This is a genomic window from Luteitalea sp. TBR-22, assembly GCF_016865485.1.
GTDB lineage: Bacteria > Acidobacteriota > Vicinamibacteria > Vicinamibacterales > Vicinamibacteraceae > Luteitalea.
In genome coordinates, this window is record NZ_AP024452.1 from 1,101,003 (window position 1) to 1,118,276 (window position 17,274).

General features: G+C 71.4%; 14 protein-coding genes. 7 read left to right on the forward strand and 7 right to left on the reverse strand.

Annotated features, from left to right (window positions below):
• Positions 1-16 precede the first annotated feature (16 nt).
• Genes TBR22_RS04530 through TBR22_RS04540 form a run of 3 tightly spaced genes read left to right on the forward strand, consistent with a single transcriptional unit; the run spans position 17 to position 2,238 of the window.
• Positions 17-1,132 carry a serine hydrolase gene (locus tag TBR22_RS04530; protein WP_239491767.1) on the forward strand — a complete coding sequence of 372 codons (1,116 nt, stop codon included), beginning with the start codon at positions 17-19 and terminating at the stop codon, positions 1,130-1,132.
• 60 nt (positions 1,133-1,192) lie between these two features.
• The gene (locus TBR22_RS04535; RefSeq protein ID WP_239491768.1) at positions 1,193-1,732 is read left to right on the forward strand and encodes an ECF-type sigma factor; all 540 of its coding nucleotides are present in this window, start codon (positions 1,193-1,195) and stop codon (positions 1,730-1,732) included.
• Between the two features lie 53 nt (positions 1,733-1,785).
• The gene (locus tag TBR22_RS04540) at positions 1,786-2,238 is read left to right on the forward strand and encodes a hypothetical protein (RefSeq protein WP_239491769.1); all 453 of its coding nucleotides are present in this window, start codon (positions 1,786-1,788) and stop codon (positions 2,236-2,238) included.
• Here the strand turns inward: TBR22_RS04540 and TBR22_RS26780 are convergent.
• The gene (locus TBR22_RS26780) at positions 2,228-4,843 is read right to left on the reverse strand and encodes a serine/threonine-protein kinase (protein ID WP_305068768.1); all 2,616 of its coding nucleotides are present in this window, start codon (positions 4,841-4,843) and stop codon (positions 2,228-2,230) included. The genes TBR22_RS04540 and TBR22_RS26780 overlap by 11 nt on opposite strands.
• A gap of 65 nt (positions 4,844-4,908) precedes the next feature.
• Positions 4,909-5,574, reverse strand: coding sequence for a dihydrofolate reductase family protein (locus tag TBR22_RS04555; protein WP_239491770.1), 666 nt, complete (start codon positions 5,572-5,574; stop codon positions 4,909-4,911).
• A gap of 119 nt (positions 5,575-5,693) precedes the next feature.
• On the opposite strand from TBR22_RS04555, the gene TBR22_RS04560 reads away from it, so the two are divergent.
• Positions 5,694-7,241, forward strand: coding sequence for a Gfo/Idh/MocA family protein (locus TBR22_RS04560; protein WP_239491771.1), 1,548 nt, complete (start codon positions 5,694-5,696; stop codon positions 7,239-7,241).
• Between the two features lie 78 nt (positions 7,242-7,319).
• Here the strand turns inward: TBR22_RS04560 and TBR22_RS04565 are convergent, their stop codons facing one another.
• Positions 7,320-7,616, reverse strand: coding sequence for an HU family DNA-binding protein (locus TBR22_RS04565; RefSeq protein ID WP_239491772.1), 297 nt, complete (start codon positions 7,614-7,616; stop codon positions 7,320-7,322).
• 250 nt (positions 7,617-7,866) lie between these two features.
• Here TBR22_RS04565 and TBR22_RS04570 point away from each other — a divergent pair, with 250 nt between their 5' ends.
• Both TBR22_RS04570 and TBR22_RS04575 read left to right on the forward strand, forming a co-directional pair.
• Positions 7,867-8,226, forward strand: a complete 360-nt coding sequence (locus tag TBR22_RS04570) for a YciI family protein (protein ID WP_239491773.1) — start codon at positions 7,867-7,869, stop codon at positions 8,224-8,226.
• Positions 8,223-9,461, forward strand: coding sequence for an RNA polymerase sigma factor (locus tag TBR22_RS04575; protein ID WP_239491774.1), 1,239 nt, complete (start codon positions 8,223-8,225; stop codon positions 9,459-9,461). The genes TBR22_RS04570 and TBR22_RS04575 overlap by 4 nt, the downstream gene beginning before the upstream one ends.
• 30 nt (positions 9,462-9,491) lie before the next feature.
• On the opposite strand, the gene TBR22_RS04580 is transcribed toward TBR22_RS04575, so the two are convergent.
• The 3 genes from TBR22_RS04580 to TBR22_RS04590 all read right to left on the reverse strand — a co-directional run bounded on the left by TBR22_RS04580 (position 9,492) and on the right by TBR22_RS04590 (position 15,043).
• Entirely contained in the window at positions 9,492-11,051 is a 1,560-nt protein-coding gene (locus TBR22_RS04580; protein ID WP_239491775.1) for a transporter substrate-binding domain-containing protein, read from the reverse strand.
• Between the two features lie 123 nt (positions 11,052-11,174).
• On the reverse strand, positions 11,175-13,553 hold the full coding sequence (locus TBR22_RS04585; protein ID WP_239491776.1) for an ATP-binding protein: 2,379 nt from the start codon (positions 13,551-13,553) through the stop codon (positions 11,175-11,177).
• Between the two features lie 5 nt (positions 13,554-13,558).
• Complete coding sequence (locus TBR22_RS04590; protein WP_239491777.1) at positions 13,559-15,043, reverse strand: ATPase domain-containing protein; 1,485 nt, start codon at positions 15,041-15,043, stop codon at positions 13,559-13,561.
• A 288-nt stretch (positions 15,044-15,331) separates the two neighbouring features.
• Between TBR22_RS04590 and TBR22_RS04595 the strand changes: the two genes are divergently transcribed.
• Entirely contained in the window at positions 15,332-16,246 is a 915-nt protein-coding gene (locus TBR22_RS04595) for an NAD-dependent epimerase/dehydratase family protein (RefSeq protein WP_239491778.1), read from the forward strand.
• Here TBR22_RS04595 and TBR22_RS04600 read toward each other — a convergent pair.
• On the reverse strand, positions 16,224-17,000 hold the full coding sequence (locus TBR22_RS04600) for a trans-aconitate 2-methyltransferase (RefSeq protein ID WP_239491779.1): 777 nt from the start codon (positions 16,998-17,000) through the stop codon (positions 16,224-16,226). The genes TBR22_RS04595 and TBR22_RS04600 overlap by 23 nt on opposite strands.
• Positions 17,001-17,274: the final 274 nt, after the last annotated feature.

Genomic DNA, 17,274 nt, shown 5'->3' on the forward strand with positions numbered 1-17,274 from the left:
CGGGAGGAGCGCGATCATGCAGGCCCATCGACGCACCGTGCTTGCCGGGTTCGCGACGATCCCGCTGATGGCGTGGCCTGGCCAGCAGGAGACATCGGAGGCGGCGGTCGATCGCCTCATCGGCAGCCGCATGGCGGCGAAGGGGATTCCCGGCGGTGGCGCGGCGATCGTGCGCGAGGGGCGGCCGCTGCTGCAGCGCGGGTACGGTGCCGCGAGCCTCGAACTCGACGTGCCGGCGACTGCCGACACGCTGTTCCCGATGGCGTCGGCCTCGAAGGTCGTGGCGAGCCTGGTGGCCGGCCGGCTCGTCGACGCCGGGCGACTGGACCTCGATGCGCCGGCGCGGCAGTACCTGCCCGAACTGCCCGACTCGCTGGCGGCCGTGAGGGTGCACCACCTGCTCTCGCACACCTCGGGGCTCGCAGGGCCGGGCGCCAATCCCCGCTTCGTGGCCGAGCGTGCCGATCGCGAGCGACGCGATGCGTGGGTCGGGCCGCTGAAGCTCGACGTCTTCACCGACGAGGAAGTGCTTGCCTACGGAGCCGCCGCCGGCCTCGCCGAACCGCCCGGCACGCAGTGGCGCTACAGCCAGTTCCCGTACTTCCTGGTCGGGCTGATCGTCGGACGCCTCTGCGGGGCGACGTTCGCCGAGGCCGTCGCCCGCGAGGTGTTCGCGCCACTCGGCATCACGCGTGCGGTGTACGGGGACCATCGCACCGTGGTGCCCGGGCGCCCGTCCACCAACTACACGCGCCAGTTCGGCCCGCTGCAGCACTTCGCCCTGCGCTACACCCCCGGCTACTGGCCGGCCGCCGGCCTCAACATGAGCGCGGCCGACGCGCTCCGCCTGCTCGCCGCCTTCGAGCCCGGGCGCCTGTTGCGGGCCGACACGCTGACGCGCCTGTGGCAACCGGCGCGGCTCGCCGATGGCACCGAGGCGCGGTACGCCCTCGGCTTCTCGGTGACGACAAGCAACGGCCGTCGCTGGGTCGGCCACGAGGGTGGCGGGTGCTGCTACGTGGGCTGGTGGCCCGAGCAGCGCCTCGGCATCGTCGTCCTCTTCAACCTGTCGGGTGCGCGGGAGGACGGCATCGAGGCCGCGATTGCCGATCTGGTCCTTTCGCAGGCCTGACGACTGTTGACCTCGACCACGGCTCGAGCACGTCCTCGGCTTAAGATGCCGTCGGAGCCCATGTCCGGCCGCGCCCCAGACGCCACGCCCGGTCTCGATCGCTACTGGACGCAGGTCTACGACCGCCTGCGCGACCGGGCCCGTCGACTCCTCGCGCGCGAGCGACCAGGAGCGACGCTGCAGCCCACCGCCCTCGTGCACGACGCGTGGCTGCGCGCCCTGCGTCCGCACCGCGGTGGCTGGCAGGGGCCGACCCACGTCCTCGCGGTCGGCGTCCAGGCGATGCGCCGCCTGTTGATCGACCGCGGCCGTCATCACCATCGGCAGAAGCGCGGCGGCGACGCGGTGGCGGTTTCGCTGACGGCGGTGGATCTCGCCGCGCCCGCCGGGCTGCCTGCCGCCGACCGGCTGGCGCTGGCGAGGGCTCTCGAGACGCTCCAGTCGCTCGATCCGCGGCAGGCCGAGGTCGTCCGGTTGCGCGCCGCCGGGTTCACCGTCCCGGAGGTGGCGCGGGCGCTCGGCGTCTCGACCCGCACCGTCGAGGACGACTGGCGACACGGGTGCGCCTGGCTGCGACGGGAACTCGTGTCGCTTGGGTGATTGCGGGGTTGGTGTGCGGATGTCGCGTCTTCCATCAGGAGGACGTATCCGGCATGACCATCATCGTTACCGCTGCTGTCCGCCGCGGCCGCCTCGGGGCCGCGATCATCATGACCCAGCTGTTCACGGCGCCGACCGTGGCTGCGGCCGACCCACCGACCTGTGGGCAGGGCGTCCTGCAGGACGTGCAGGTCGTGCGCGACCTGGTCCCGAGCGCCTCGACCGTGCACGTCACGCGTTGGCAGGGCCGCGAGGGTCGCACCGGCACCTACGTGTACGTATCGCCCTCGATGCGCGAGCGGGTCACCTACCGCGTGACGCTGGCGCTGCACGGGCGGACCTACGTAGCCGAGTCTCCGGGGGATGCGTTCTGGCACTACGACCCGCGCAAGCTCGGTCCCGGCGGCGACGTGCCGGCCTGCGTGGACGGCCGCACGCTGGTGATAACGCGGCCCGACGGCAAGACCTATGCGCCGCGTCTCGTGTACATGGAGTTCAGGCCGTAGGCCGGAGGGCGGCGGCGCCAACCTGGTGCCTCGTGGCGCTGGCGGCGGTGACGATCAGCAGGAAGGCGAGGGCCGCGATCGTCACCATCGCGAGCTCGCCGCGCCACGAGGTGGCCAGCGACAACGGGTACGCGTTGGTGCACACGTACCCGAACATGTAGGTCACGACCGTGACGAGCCCGAACCGCACGAACAGCCACACCAGCAGCGCGAACGCGATGGCCTGCGCGATGAATTCGGGGATCGACGTGTCGGCGAGCAGCGCGTTGACGCCCACGAACGTCGCCACGAGCACCAGCGACGCGAGCCCGGGACGCCTGAGGGCGCCGACCACCGCGCTGAACGAGAGCACCAGCAACATCCCGGCGGTCAGCGCCTGCGGCACGGCCGCGATCAGCGCGGCGAGCATGTGACGCGGTCCCGCCAGCACCGCGTAGGCGAAGGCCGCCGGCCGGGCGCCGGTGAGCCCGACGTCGGCGGCGATCAGGACCTGGTAGACGGCGGTGCTCGCGAGTGCCGCGACCAGGCCGATCAGCGCGTCGCGGCCGACGAGGGGATCACGAACGCGCCCGGCGAGCAGCCGCGACCACGCGATCAGGCTCCATGGCCAGCGACGCCGCACGAACGGCTCGAAGGCCGCGTAGAACGCCGCGGTCAGCAGCGAGAGGAGCAGCTGCCAGCTGGCCATCAGCGCCATGCGCTGCAGCTCGAGTCGCGGCGCCATGTACGTGGCCCCGAGCAGCACGGCGGTCAGCGTGCACACGAACAGGACGACCGTGATGCGCCCCGCACTGCGCCAGTCGGATCGACCCGACTGCAGGTTGGTCCAGGCTCGCAGGCACACGAGGGGCAGGACCACGAGGCAGAAGATCATCGCGAGCACGTCCGCGGCGATCGACCCGCCGGCAACGGCGCCGGGCACGAAGCCCTGGCGGGTGACCACGAACGAGGCCACCTGCCCGCCGGTCGCGCGCGCGTCCACGCGCACGGGAGCGCCGCCGGTCACCAGCCGGGCCGACCACGTCGCCGCCGAGGTGCGCACGGGCGCGTCGCCGCGCACCGATGCCAGGTCGATGCCCGCCGCGCGCAGGACGGGTGTCCAGTCCACCGGCGCGACGCCGGCCCGACGCGGCGCGACCTGCAGGGAGACGAGCCGACCGAGGCCGTCCATCACGACGGCCGCGTCGCCCGGCTCTCGCAACGGCGGGTTGGTCGGGGTGAGGGCGAACGGCTCCACGGCATCGAGTTCGTACGACGGGGCCAGGGGCGCGCGACTTTCGCGGTACACCACTGACGCCAGGCGCGTGCCGTCCGCGTGGGGCAGGGCGCGTGCCGGCACGCTGGAGATGTACTGCTCGTCGGCCATCACGCGATGAGCCCCGTGCGGCGGGAGGGCGTTGCCGGCGACCTCGCGCAGCAACTGGCGCGCGCTCGCGGCCAGCACCGCCGGCTGCTCGGGCATCTGCACACGGTCCACGACGCGGGCCTGCGACGTCGCGAGGATCGTCACGATCCCGGCGACCCCGATGGCGACGAGCCCGACGCTCGCGCGCGACCCCATCCGGCCCTCGGTGCCCGCCGACGCCACCAGGTGTACCGACGGGACCTGTCCGGCCGCCAGCGCAACCTGCAGCGCATCCACGCCGGGCAGGCTTGCCGCGAACGCCAGCGCCGACGCCGGGCGCGCCTCCGGATCCTCGGCCAGCGCGGCGAGCAGCGCCCGGTCGAGGGCCGGGGCGACGTGCGGCACGTGCGCCCGCATCGGCGGTGGCGGCCCCGTCCGCGACGCCAGGCCGAACGGGTGCACGCCGGCGATCGCTTCGTACAGGACCACGGCGAGCGCGAACAGGTCGCTGCGAGGCGTGGCCGGCCGCCCCGCCAGCTGCTCCGGCGCCATGTAGGCCGGCGTCCCGGCGAGCAGCCCATCGTCCTCGGCGGCCTCGACGGCGATCCCGAAGTCGGTGATCCGCACGTTGCCCTGCCGGTCGAGCATCAGGTTGGCCGGCTTGAGGTCACGATGGACGATGCCGGCGGCGTGCGCGGCGGCGAGGCCGGCGCAGGCCTGGCGCGCGATGTCGATCGCCTTGGCGATCGGGAGGCGGCCGATCCGGTGGAGCAGCGTGGCGAGGTCCTCGCCGTCCACGTACTCCATCGTCAGGTAGAACTGACCGTCAGCCCGCCCGATGTCGTGGACGCGGCACACCGCGGGATGCGTGACCTGCCGGGCGAGGCGCACCTCCCCGAGCAGCCCCCCGTGTTCGCCGTGGACGTCGGGGCGGAGGCGCTTGAGAGCCACGTCCACCCGCATCAGCTCGTCCGTGACGCGATAGACCTCGCCCATGCCGCCGCGGCCGAGCAGCTCGATGATGCGAAAGCGACCGGCGAACAGTTCGCCGGCACGGAGGGGAGCAGCCGAGGTTGGCGCCGATGCGCCGCCGATGTCGGTCGGCTCGGCCGCGTACTGGAGCAGGGACTCGACCTCGTCTCGCAACCGGTCATCGGCTGCGCACGCGTCCCTGACGAACGCGTGCCGCTCCAGCGGCTCGCGCTGCTGCGCCTCCAGGAAGATGGCCTTGGCCCGCGCGTGCAGATCTGCACCACGCACGACGGCATGATACATGCGCGCGGCCGAGGCAGTCGCTGCCCGCTGCGTCCCGCTGACGGTCCTCTTCAGGCCTGAACAGGGCGGTCGCTCCGCGTCACCACCAGGTGCATGGCTGCCGGCGTCGACTCGTGCGACGTCACCGCGTAGCCGAGGGCCTGCAGGTCGAGGCCGGCGAAGAGCGATGCGCCCTGTCCGAGCACGACCGGCGACACGGCGAGGTGCAACTCGTCGATGAGCCGCGCCTGCAGGTACTGCCGGATCGTGTCGGCGCCGCCGCCGATGCGCACGTCCTTGCCCTGCGCGGACTCACGGGCGCGTACCAGTGCCGCCTCGATGCCCTCGGTGACGAAGTGGAAGGTGGTGCCGCCGGCCATCTCGATCGAGGGACGCGCGTGGTGCGTCAGGACGAAGACCGGCACGTGATAGGGCGGTTCGTCTCCCCACCAGCCTTTCCACCCGTCGTCCAGCCAGGCGCCGCGGCTTGGCGTGAACATGTTGCGGCCCATGATCCACGCCCCGACGTTCTCGAACGAGTGCCTCGCGAAGTCGTCGTCACGACCGGTGGTTCCGCCCTCGGTCTGCAGCACGTGCCGCCGGAAGGTCGCCGTCGGGACGAACCACTGGTGCAACAGCCCTCCGCCGCGGCCGAGCGGGTGATCCAGGGACTGATCGGGGCCGGCGCCGTAGCCATCGATCGACACGGTGAAGGCGTTCACGCGGAGCTTGGACATGGCGGAGTGCTCGACTCGGGGCGGGCGTGCTCCGCCATCGTGGCACACCCGGGCCCGCACGGCCTCCTCTGGTGGTACGCTCCCCCCGACAGCCGGGCGACGCCCGGCCAGGAGGCTCGATGAGCAACGACATCACGCGACGACGGTTCTTCTTCCTGGGCACGCTGCTGGCAGGCGCCGTGCCGACCGGAGGATACGGAAGCGTCCCGTCCCTGAAGGCCCTCGGCTACAAGCCCATCTCGAGCAAGCTCAACGTCGCAGCGATCGGCTGCGGCGGGCAGGGCGGGCTGATCCTCGGGCAGGCGGCACTGACCGAGAACCTCGTGGCGCTCTGCGACGTGGACGAGAAGCGGGCCGCCAGCACCTTCAAGAAGTACGAGAGCACGCCGAAGTACAAGGACTTCCGCGTGATGCTCGACAAGGAAGGGAAGAACATCGACGCCTGCACGATCGGCGTGCCCGACTTCATGCACGCCACGGTGGCGCTGGCGTGCATGCAACGAGGCAAGCACGTGTACGTCGAGAAGCCGCTCACGCGGACGCCGTGGGAGGCGCGCCTGCTGCAGGACGCGGCCGTGAAGTACAAGGTCGCGACCCAGATGGGCAACCAGGGCTTCTCGCACGAGGCTCATCGCGTGGCGGCCGAGATCGTGTGGTCCGGAGAGATCGGCGAGGTCACCGAGGCGCACGTCTCGACGTCGCCCGGCATGTTCCCGACGGGGCTCACCGAGCCGCCGCCCGAAGCGGCCGTGCCGGCCGGACTCGACTGGGACCTCTGGCTCGGCGGCGCCGCGCCGCGGCCGTTCAGTGACGCATACGTGCCGTACAACTGGCGCGGGTTCCTCGACTTCGGCACCGGCCAGATCGGCAACTGGGCGACCCACACGGCTGGCCCGGTGCACACGGCCTTGAAGCTGGGCGCCCCGGTCAGCGTCGAGTGCCTCCGCATCGAGGGCAAGAGCACCATCTCGATGCCGCATCGCGCCGTCGTCCGGCTCGACTTCCCGGCGCGCGAGGGGATGCCGCCCGTGTCGGTGTACTACCACGAGGCCGCGCGCCCCGGCGATCCGGAGGCGTTCGTCGTGCCGGGAATGGAGAACGAGACCATCCTGCCGCCGTCGAACAACCTGCGCGACAAGGGCCGCGAGACCAGCAACCGCGCGCCGGCGCTCGGCGAGACGCCGGCCGGGGCGCGCCCGCAGGCGCCGCCTCCCGGCGAGCGTCGCGTGATGAGCCCGGGCGGCCCCGACGTCAAGGTCTACACGCAGCCTGGCGGCCGCAACGACACGCCGACGCCCGGCGTGCTCACCGGCAACGGCTCGGTGATGATCGGCTCGAAGGGGATGCTGGCGACGCGCGATCGCGGCGAGGGCGTGTGGCTGTTGCCGGCGGCGCGCTGGAAGGACTACTCGCTGCCGCCGCAGGTCCTCACGCGGTCACCGGGGCACATGGCCGACTGGGTGCGCGCCTGCAAGGGCGGCGATCGGTCCTGCTCCGACTTCGCGATCACCGCGCCCTACGCCGAGTGGCTGACGCTCGTGGTGATCGCCTGGCGCGTGCCCGGCAAGCTGCAATGGGACAGCAAGAACCTGCGCTTCACCAACAGCGCGGAGGCCAACAAGTACGTGAAGCCGCTGTTCCGGAAGGGCTGGGACCTGAAGTTGTAGCGCGGGAGGTGGTGTGGTGGTCGCGACCGACCGGGCGCGACCACCACGCGGCACCGTGGGGTGCCGAAGGGACGCAGGCTAGGCCAGCGCGTCCTTGGCCGCCTTCACCGGGCGGATCTTGAGCGTCTTGCGGGCCGGCTTGGCCTTGAACACCGTCGGCTCCTTGGTGAAGGGGTTGATGCCCTTGCGCGCCTTGGTCGCCGGCTTCTTCACCACCACGAACTTCGCCAGGCCGGGCATGACGAACGTGCCGGTCTTCTTCAGTTCCTTGTGCGCGAGCCCGGCAAGGCCCTCGAGGAGGTTCTTGACCTGCTTCTTGGTCAGGCCGTCGGAACCGGCGACGAGCTTCTCGATCAGTTGCGTCTTCGTGAGCATGTAACTCCTTCTGGCCTCTCCGGCCGAATGGTGACCAACGCGGCCCGCCCCGGATCGCACCCGTGCGATGAGCGTCGCGGCTCGGCCGGACACCATCATACGGGTGTCACGGCCGCGCTGAAACACCTGCGTTTCAGGACACCCGCCGAAATGCCCCGCCACGACCCGCCGATCCTCGAGCTGGCGCGTGTCGAAATCGGACCGGCTGCCACGTCATGAGGGCATGGGACCATCACGAGGAGAATCGTCCATGCGCTACATGATGCTCATCCACCACGACGACCAGGCGCTGGCGGCTGCACCCAAGCCCCAGCTCTGGGCCGACTACGCCGCCTTCAACGAGGCACTGGCCAAGGCGGGCGAGGGTTTCGCGTCCGGCGTGCGACTGCAGCCGGCAGGCGCGGCGACCACCGTTCGTCAACAGGACGGCAGGACCGACGTGCTCGACGGACCGTACGCCGACACGAAGGAGCAGTTGGCCGGCTACTTCTTCATCACCGTGGAGAACCTCGACGAGGCCATCGCCTGGGCCAGCCGCTGTCCGTCGAGTCGCTACGGTGCCATCGAGATCCGTCCCGTGTCGGCGGACTCGCAGGGCCAGCGCGGGTGAGTGGCGGCGACGCGGCGGCCAGGGCTGCCGAGCGCGTGGCGCGCGACAGCTACGGCCGCCTCGTCGCGTTCCTGGCGGCGCGATCGCGCGACATCGCCGACGCCGAGGACGCCCTCGGCGAAGCCTTTGCTGCCGCGCTGCGCACGTGGCCAGGGCAGGGCGTACCCGACAACCCCGATGCCTGGCTCCTCACGACTGCCCGGCGTCGGCAGGTCGACGCGATGCGTCGTCGACGCACGCACGAGGGCAGGAGCGCCGACCTGCGCGCCGCCACGCCGGAGGCCACCGTGCCCGTGTCACCCGAGCCGATCCCCGACCGGCGCCTCGCGCTGATGTTCGCGTGCGCGCACCCGGCCGTCGACCGCAGCGTGCGCGCGCCGCTGATCCTGCAGACGATCCTCGGCCTCACCGCCCATGAGATCGCCGCCGCCTTCCTGGTGCCGCCGGCGACGATGGGGCAGCGGCTCGTGCGCGGCAAGGCCCGGATCCGCGATGCCGGCATCCCGTTCGAGGTGCCGTCCAGGGAGGACCTGCCAGTTCGGCTCGAGGGCGTGCTCGATGCCATCTATGCCGGGTACGCGAAGGGCTGGGGCGATCCGGGCGAGGACGCCGTCACCGGGCTGGCCGGCGAGGCCGTGTGGCTCGGGCAACTGGTGGTGTCGCTGCTGCCCGACGAGCCGGAGGCCAAGGGGCTGCTGGCGCTGATGCTGTATGCCGAGGCGCGCCGGGAGGCTCGACGTGACGAGGCCGGCGCCTACGTGCCGCTCGAGCAGCAGGACACGGCGCGCTGGGACCAGGCCCGGCTGGCGCAGGCCGAGCACGTGCTGCGCGATGCAAGCCGTGGCGGCCCGAGCGGGCGCTTCCAGCTCGAGGCGGCGATCCAGTCCGCACACGTGGCGCGGCGGATCACCGGCGCGCCGACCTGGCCCGCGGTCCTGGCCCTCTACGATCACCTGAGGCAGTTCACCGACTCGCCGGTCGTCGTCCTCAACCGTGCCGTGGCGCTCGCGGAGGTGCAGGGCGTCGAGGCGGCGTTGGCGGGACCGATCGCGGCGCTCGCCGAGGATCCCCGCATGCGGACCTACCAGCCGTACTGGGCGACGCGCGCGCACCTGCTCGCCCGCGCGGCCCGCGCCGACGAGGCGGCTGCCGCGTTCACCGTGGCCATCGGGTTGTCGACAGACGATGCGGTGCGCCGTCACCTGCAGGAACGCCGGGCGGCGCTGCGCGGCTGACTGGACGCGCCCGGCTTCCGGGGGCTGCGATCACGACCCCTTCTTGATGGCCGCGCGCGTGTCACGCTGTTCGAGCGCCAGCGTGTACGCGACGTAGTACTTGTAGATGTTGCTGACGTACTGCACCGTCTCGCGCCCGATCTTCTCCGACGCGATCCGCTCGACGTTGCCGAACCACACGTTCGGATCGAGGCCGCGGGTCGCCGCCTCGCGCCGCAGTTGCCGCACGCGGGCCGGACCGGCGTTGTAGGACGCAAAGGTCATCAGGACCTTGTCCATCTCGGTCATCGGCTCGTCCTTGTAGTACCGGTCGAGCATGTACCGCATGTACTTGACGCCGGCGTGGATGTTGTTCTCGGTCATGGTGATGTCGCCGACGCCCTGTTCCTTGCCCGTGGCGGGCATCAACTGCATCACGCCGACGGCGCCGACGCGGCTCTTCGCGTTCTGGTCCAGCCGCGATTCCTGGAAGCCCTGCGCCGCCATGATCAGGGGATCGACGTGGTACTGCGCGCCGTAGGTGCGGAAGTACTTGACCAGCGCCTCGAACTTGCGGCGCTCGGCCTGCGACGTGGCGTTGCGCACGTACGACGCGTCCTGCAGGTAGCGTTTCTGCAGCACGTTGGCGAACGAGGTGCGCTCCCCATAGGTGGCCAGCCACTCGTTCACCGCCGCCTTCAGCTTCGGGTTGCCCTTGCGCATGGCCACCGCGAGGACCCCGCCGGTACGGACGGCCAGCGACGGGTGCGGCTCGATCCCCGTCAACACCTGCTTCCAGAAGCCGGCCAGGTAGTCGTCGACGACGGTGATGGGCAGCAGCCCGGCGTTGACCATCTCGAGGATGTCGTCGTCCTCGAGGCTCGGGGGCAGCGGCTTGATGACCACGGGCGCCTTGCCCTCGGCCTGCAACCGGTCGTTCAGCCGACGCAGGCTCTCCTCGTAGGTGCCGCCACCGCGCACCGCCACCTGCTTGCCCGACAGGTCGTCGAGTGACGTGATCCGCGGCGCGCCGGGCCCGGTGACCACGATCTCGCTGACGTTGGTGCGCGTCGGCGTCGAGAAATCCACGAGTTTCTCGCGTTCGGGTGTCACCGTGAGCTGGGCGATCAGCATGTCGACGCGACCTTCGAGCAATGCCGACTGCAACGCCTCGCGGCCGAGCGGCACGATGGCGACCTGGACGCGCAGGTTGCCCGTCTTCAGGCGTTCGTTGAGCGCCTGCTCGAAGTTCATCAGGGACTCGTAGGCGATGCCACGCTGCTCGCCACGATCGATGAAGTAGTGGGTCCGGTTGAAGGTGACGCCGGCGCGGATGACGCGCCGCTTGACCATCGCGTCGAGGTCGTCGGTGGCGGGCTGATCGAGCCACGCCCGTGCCCCGGGCGGCAGGGCGTCGTAGGGCGAGGGGACCGGAGGCAGCTCGCCGGCGTCGGTGTCGGCCGTCGTCGCGGGCGCCGACCCGGCGGCGGTCGTCGATGCAGGGGCGGGCGAGGTCGCGGCCGTCGACGTCGGAGCCTGGCTGCCGCCACACGCAGACGCGGCGAGACAGGACACGAACAGTGCGACGCGCAACGGGGAAATCGAGGACATGCCGGTAGGCTAGCACCCCGCGCCGTGCCCGGCACCTGTCAGCCCTGACAGGCGGGCCTGCTGCGGGCGCCATTCCCGGTCGCTGCGGCCGGTGACCACCGAGGGCCCGGCTCCCTGCCGATCTCAGCGCCCCTGGGTGTGCGCTCGCGGCTGCGGGAGGTGTCTGATGAGGTGAAGCAACGCGTCGGGATCGGCGGGCTTGGTGAGGTGGCGGTCGAAGCCGGCCAGTTGCGTGCTGCGCCGGTCGGCGTCGCGCCCCCACCCGGTCAGGGCCACCATCACCACGTCGCGGCTCCAGGGTTGGGAACGGATCCGTCCGCAGACCTCGCGTCCATCGACGTCGGGCAGCCCGAGGTCGACGATGGCGATGTCGGGCCGGAAGGCCTCGGCGTCGAGCACCGCGGCCTCGCCCCGGTACGCGGTGTGGACCTCGCAGCCGAGGCCCTCGAGCAGCAACGCGATGGTGTCGGCGGCGTCGGCGTTGTCGTCGACGACGAGCACGCGGCGAGGCGGGGAGACCTCCGCCACCAGCGTGCGCTGGCGGGGCGGGGCCTCGCGCGCGGCGCGTACGGCGGGCAGGCGGACGGTCAGCGTGCTGCCGAGTCCCGGGCCGGCGCTGGCGGCGGTGATCGTGCCGCCGTGCAACTCGACGAGCCGCCGCGTCAGGGCCAGACCGATGCCGAGCCCTCCCGAGCTGGCCTGGCGCGTCGCATCGACCTGCGTGAACAGCTCGAAGACCGACTCGAGGTGTTCAGCGGGGATGCCCGCGCCCGTATCGCGCACCACCACGATCGCCGTCCCCTGATCGAGGCGGACCGTGATGGCAATCGTCGCCTGTGCGGGGCTGAACTTGGAGGCGTTGGTGAGCAGGTTGCCGAACACCTGGATCAGGCGGGCCGCATCGGCCTCGAGCTCGATCGCCGCCTCCAGTCCGTCGACCTCGAGCACCTGGGCGCGCTGCTCGATCAGCGGCGCGGCGATCTCGATCGCCGCTGCGACCACTTCCTCGAGCCGGACGCGTGTCCGGCGCAGCACGAGGGTGCCGCGCGACAGCCGCGACACGTCGAGCAGGTCGTCGAGCAGGCGCGCCATGTGCGTCACCTGTCGCTCGATGATGCCGCGGCTCCGCGCCAGCAGCGGATCCGGCGACGGCAGCGACTTGAGCAGGGCCGCCGACGTCCGGATCGGCGCCAGCGGGTTGCGCAGTTCGTGGGCGAGCACGGCCAGGAACTCGTCCTTCTGTCGGTCGGCCTGACGCAACTGCTCCTCGGCCGACTTCTGATCGTGCACGTCGACCGCCGCGCCGAACCACTCGACGACCTCGCCCGCGCCGTCGCGGACCGGCGCGGCCGTGACCCGCATCCATCGCCACTGGCCGTCGCGCCGGCGGAGGCGGTGTTCGCTCTGGTACGGCACGCCGCGCGCCACGGCGTCGGCCCAACGCGCGCCCGCGCCCTCCGCATCGTCGGGGTGCACCGCCCCGATCCAGCCGTCGCCCAGCATCTCCTCCGCGGTCTGGCCGGTGAACGCCATCCAGGTCGGCTGCGGTGTCACGTGCAGGCCCGAGGGCGGACACGTCCAGGTGACCGCGCTGGTCGCGTCCAGCAACGCGCGGTACCGGTGCTCGCTGGCGCGCAGCTCGGCCTCGTACCGCTGCCGCTCGGAGAGATCGTAGAAGTGGCAGACGACGCCGAGCCGCCCGTCGGGCAGCACCATGCGTTCGATCTTCCAGTCGTAGGCCTCGGTCGCGCCGCTGTCGGCGCGCCGCTCGACGGTGCGCCGCGAGTGATAGGGCTGGCCGGTCGCCAGCGTGTCGCGGAAGCGCTGCAGGGCCTCGCTCGCGAAGGGATCGGGCCACAGGCAGCGGAACACGTCCTCGAAGTCGCGACCGAGCAGTGGCTTCACGTTGGCGAACACCGCCTGGGCGCCCGCGCTCACGAGCACGAGCCGGAAGTCGGCATCGACGGCATACACGCCGAACGGCGACTGCTCGACGAGCTGGCGGAAGCTGTGGCCGGCGATGCGCATCGCCTCGTCCGATGACTCGACGATGGCCGACAGGTGCGCCTTGGCCTGCAGGAGGTCGCGCACCTGGTACTGGCGGCGGCGCGAGCGCAGCGCGACGTCGACGGCCCGCAGGAGCGTCGACGCGCCGATCGGCCGCTCCAGCAGGGTGACCCCGCCTGCCGCCGACGCGACGAGCTCGAGCAGTCGCGCGACCCGTGGCTCGCCCCCGCGCGTCAGGATGACGAGCGGCAGTTCCGACCACGGGGGTTGCTGCCGGAGCTGCTGCAGCAGCAGCGAGAGGTCGGGGCCCTCGAGGGCTTCATCGGTGAGGACAACCGCCGCGGCGCCCTCAAGCATCCGGCGGCAGGCCTCCTCGATGGCCACGCACACACTCGAGGCCACGCCGTTGGCCGTGAGCACGGCGCCGATCACCGACGCATCGCGACCCACGGGGGCGAGGATGACCACGCGCTCGTCGGGATGGCCCACGGTCATCGGCGTCAGTCCAGCATCTGCGTGACGTCGCCGCGGAAGGCCGGCATGCCGGTCAGCACGCCCTGGAACTCGGTCAGCGGCGCGCCGATCCGCAGGCCCTCGTCGCCCACCAGGGCGAGCTCCCTGATGGTGGTCTCGTGCGGGCCGCTGCGGCGCTTGATGACCGACAGGGCCTTCCGCACGCGTCCCGAGGCCTCGAAGAAGCGCGTGCTGACGACGGTGTCGGCCAGGTAGCTCAGGTCGACGGGCGCCTCCGCGGCCGCCACGAGCCCGTGCTGCGCGAGGATGAAGATCGTCACGACCCCCTGCTGGTTCAGGTACGTCGAGAGCTCGTGGAGCTGGTTGCTCAGGTACGTCTCGCCTGGCATCGCGTTGAGGTAGCCGTTCAGCGAGTCGATCACGACGACCTTGCAGCCGGCCTCCACGGCGCCGACGATGCGCCGCGCGAACTCGCCGGGCGACAGCTCCGCTGGATCGACCTGCTGGAGGTGGATCGTGCCCGCGTCCACGTGCCTGGACAGCTGCATGCCCAGCGCGTCGGCGCGGGCCAGTACGATGCTGCGGGTCTCGTCGAAGGCGAACAGGTGTCCTGCCTCGCCCCGTGCTGCCAGGCGCGTCAGGAACTGCAGCGCAATCGTCGACTTTCCCGTGCCCGCCTGGCCGAGGATCAGCGTGGTGGTGCCGCGGTCGAGCCCGCCGCCGAGCAGGGCATCGAGCTCAGGCAGGCCGCTCGACACGCCCTCGCGCGTGAAGGGCACCGGATGCGAGGTCGCCGCGAGCCGCGGATAGGTGCGCAACCCGCCGGTCTCGATGCTGTAGTCGTGGTAGCCCTCGCGGAAGGCGACGCCGCGCATCTTCTGCACGCGCACGCGCCGCCGTGCCCGTCCATAGTCGGGGGCGAGCTGTTCCATCTCGATGACGCCGTGCGTGAGGCTCAGGATGTGCGGGTCGGCGCCCCAGCGCGCCCCGTCCATCTTGTCGTCGAGCAGCAGCACGGTGCTGCCGAGCGCCGAGAACGCCTGCTTGAGGTGCAGGAGCTGACGGCGATAGCGCAGTTGCGTGTCCGCCATCAGCCGGAACTCCGAGAGGGAGTCGAAGACGACGCGCGCGGGCCTGATGCGGCGCGCCTCGTCGAGCACCAGTTGCGCCACGCTGTTCAGCTCCATCTCCGACGGATGGAAGACCGTGGTCTGGGCGTCCGGCGTGAGCAGTGCCTCGATGGCGGCGAGCTCGAGCAGCGCGATGTCGTCGAGCGTCCAGCCGTGCGAGCGCGCGACCCGATCGAGCTCCGCGCGCGTCTCCGACAGCGTCACGTAGAGGGCCGACTCGCCGCGCCGCAGGCCCTCGAACAGGAACTGCAGCGCCAGCGTCGTCTTGCCGGAGCCCGGGTCGCCCTGGACCAGGTAGACGCAGCCGCAGGGGAGTCCGCCGCCGAGGATGTGGTCGAGGCCCTCGACACCGGTCGGGCACCACTCGTCGATGGTCGGCATGCAGTGCGGTCCTTGCGCGTCAGGGGACCCAGTCGCCGCACGTGACGCACGTCCGGTGATCGGCAGGAAACGATCGCGGAGCCGTGCCCCGCCTGTCACGCAGACTGATGTGACCGCAGGCAGCATAGCGCACGATCGAGAGGGCGAAGCGCGAGCGTGCGCTTGAAAAAATGAAAGGAAGAGGTTTCCAGTGAGCCTACGCAAGAGCTCGAGGGCATCGGCAGGGGCTCCGAGGCGAGCGCGATGGCGCGCGCTTGCACGCGGCAGCGCTCCAGCTAGAATTTCGCCATGCAGGTCATCCTTGGCGCCAACGGCGTGGTCGGCCGCGAACTCGCCCGGCGCTTGCCGGGTCATACCGATCGAGTGCGGCAGGTGGCGCGCACGCCGGCCCGCGTCAACGAGACCGACGAGCTGGTCGCCGCCGATCTCCTCGACGCACGCGCTACCGCGGACGCCGTCGCGGGCGCCGACGTCGCCTACCTGCTCGCCGGCCTGAAGTACGACGCGCGCGTCTGGGCCGACCAGTGGCCGCGCGTGATGCGCAACGCCATCGACGCGTGCAAGCGTCACGGCGCCGCGCTCGTCTTCTTCGACAACGTCTACGCCTACGGGCGGGTCGACGGCCCGATGACCGAGGCGACCCCGTACAACCCGTGCAGCCGCAAGGGCGAGGTCCGGGCCCGCATCGCGACGACGCTGATGGAGGAAGTGGCGCGCGGCGACCTGCGCGGCATGATCGTCAGGGCCGCCGACTTCTACGGCCCCGGCGCCACGCTCAGTCTCACCCACGCGACCGTGACCGAACGCCTGAAGGCCGGCCGGACGCCGCAGTGGATCGGCAATGCGCAGGCCGTGCACACCTTCACCTACACGCCCGACGCCGCGGAAACGGTGGCGCGCCTGGCCAACCGCCCCGAGGCGTACGGGCAGGTGTGGCACGCCCTGACGAGCAAGGAGCCGATCACCGGGGAGCAGTACGTGCGCCTGGCGTGCGAGATCGCGGCGCGCCCCTACGGCCTGCAGGTCGCGCCGCGCTGGATGCTCCGGCTGATGGGGCTCTTCGTGCCGGTGCTGCGCGAGAACATGGAGATGATGTACCAGTTCGAGCACGACTACCGCTTCGACAGCACGAAGGCAGAACAGGCGTTGGGCATGACCGCGACGAGCTATCGCGACGGCATCACGGCGACGCTGCGCGCCTGATGCTCGTCGAGGGCTGACGGCCGGCCCCGGGCTTGTGGCCGACGAAGAAGAGGCGCGGCGCGCGGTCCTCCGTTGTCTGCTCCTCGACCACCTCGACAACGAATCCCTGATCGCCGAGGAGCCGTTCCCACGTGGCGCGTGGGAAGAGCCCCACCTCGTGGCGTTCGTAGAACGACTGCACGCTGCCGTCCCCGCGGCGCAACAGGAACGCGTAGTGCACGCGCGCGGGACCGCCCGGGGCCGATGGCGCATCCGACCACTCGAACAGCCTGGCCCCGCGCCCATCGTCGCCATCACTGCCGGAGACGTCAGTGCCGGACTCGAACGTCTCGGCGACGTCGTCGGGAATGAGCAGCACCAGGCCGCCTGGCGCCAGGTGCGTCCACGCCGTGCGGATCGCCGCGCGCAGGTCCTCCTCCGTGGTCATGTAGTCGATGGCGTCGTGCGCGAGGACGACGTCGAACGTCCTGTCGAGGCGCAGGGTCCGCATGTCGCCCACCACGTGCACGCACTCGGGGTTGACGCGGCCCGACATGGCGAGCATTGGCTCGCTGGCGTCGGTCAGCACGCAGTCGAAGCGGCCCTTCAGGTGGTGCGCGACATGGCCGCCGCCGCTGCCGAGCTCTAGCAGGGTGCGAGCCTCTGGCCGCCGCTCGCCGATGAGTCGCGCGATCTCGCCGGCCTCCTCCGCGTACTCGGTCAACGGGGAGATCAGCGGCCACCACTCCGAGAGCTCGTCGTAGAACAGGCTCATGCGCACCTCCGCCGGCTACCGCCGCCACGCCCGACGTGAACGCCACCGCACGCCCGCCTTCCAGTCCGCCGACGATGGTCCAAAGGGCCTCCCAGCCCGGCGTCCCATCGTCGCGCGAACAGGCGCGCTGGTCCCGAGGAGGAAGTCGGACGCAGGCGTCGGCGGCACGTTCAAGGGCGAACCGGCCGGCCGTCGCGCCCGGCTGACATCAGCCAGGGAGCCACCGACGACGTGTCGCCATCGAGAGACGATTCTAGGACGACGCCAGCCGCGG

Coding starts and splice junctions, on each gene's coding strand:
- TBR22_RS04530 (WP_239491767.1), top strand. CDS start 17: ATGCAGGCCCATCGACGCACCGTGCTTGCCGGGTTCGCGACGATCCCG.
- TBR22_RS04535 (WP_239491768.1), top strand. CDS start 1,193: ATGTCCGGCCGCGCCCCAGACGCCACGCCCGGTCTCGATCGCTACTGG.
- TBR22_RS04540 (WP_239491769.1), top strand. CDS start 1,786: ATGACCATCATCGTTACCGCTGCTGTCCGCCGCGGCCGCCTCGGGGCC.
- TBR22_RS04555 (WP_239491770.1), bottom strand. CDS start 5,574: ATGTCCAAGCTCCGCGTGAACGCCTTCACCGTGTCGATCGATGGCTAC.
- TBR22_RS04560 (WP_239491771.1), top strand. CDS start 5,694: ATGAGCAACGACATCACGCGACGACGGTTCTTCTTCCTGGGCACGCTG.
- TBR22_RS04565 (WP_239491772.1), bottom strand. CDS start 7,616: ATGCTCACGAAGACGCAACTGATCGAGAAGCTCGTCGCCGGTTCCGAC.
- TBR22_RS04570 (WP_239491773.1), top strand. CDS start 7,867: ATGCGCTACATGATGCTCATCCACCACGACGACCAGGCGCTGGCGGCT.
- TBR22_RS04580 (WP_239491775.1), bottom strand. CDS start 11,051: ATGTCCTCGATTTCCCCGTTGCGCGTCGCACTGTTCGTGTCCTGTCTC.
- TBR22_RS04585 (WP_239491776.1), bottom strand. CDS start 13,553: ATGACCGTGGGCCATCCCGACGAGCGCGTGGTCATCCTCGCCCCCGTG.
- TBR22_RS04590 (WP_239491777.1), bottom strand. CDS start 15,043: ATGCCGACCATCGACGAGTGGTGCCCGACCGGTGTCGAGGGCCTCGAC.
- TBR22_RS04595 (WP_239491778.1), top strand. CDS start 15,332: ATGCAGGTCATCCTTGGCGCCAACGGCGTGGTCGGCCGCGAACTCGCC.
- TBR22_RS04600 (WP_239491779.1), bottom strand. CDS start 17,000: ATGAGCCTGTTCTACGACGAGCTCTCGGAGTGGTGGCCGCTGATCTCC.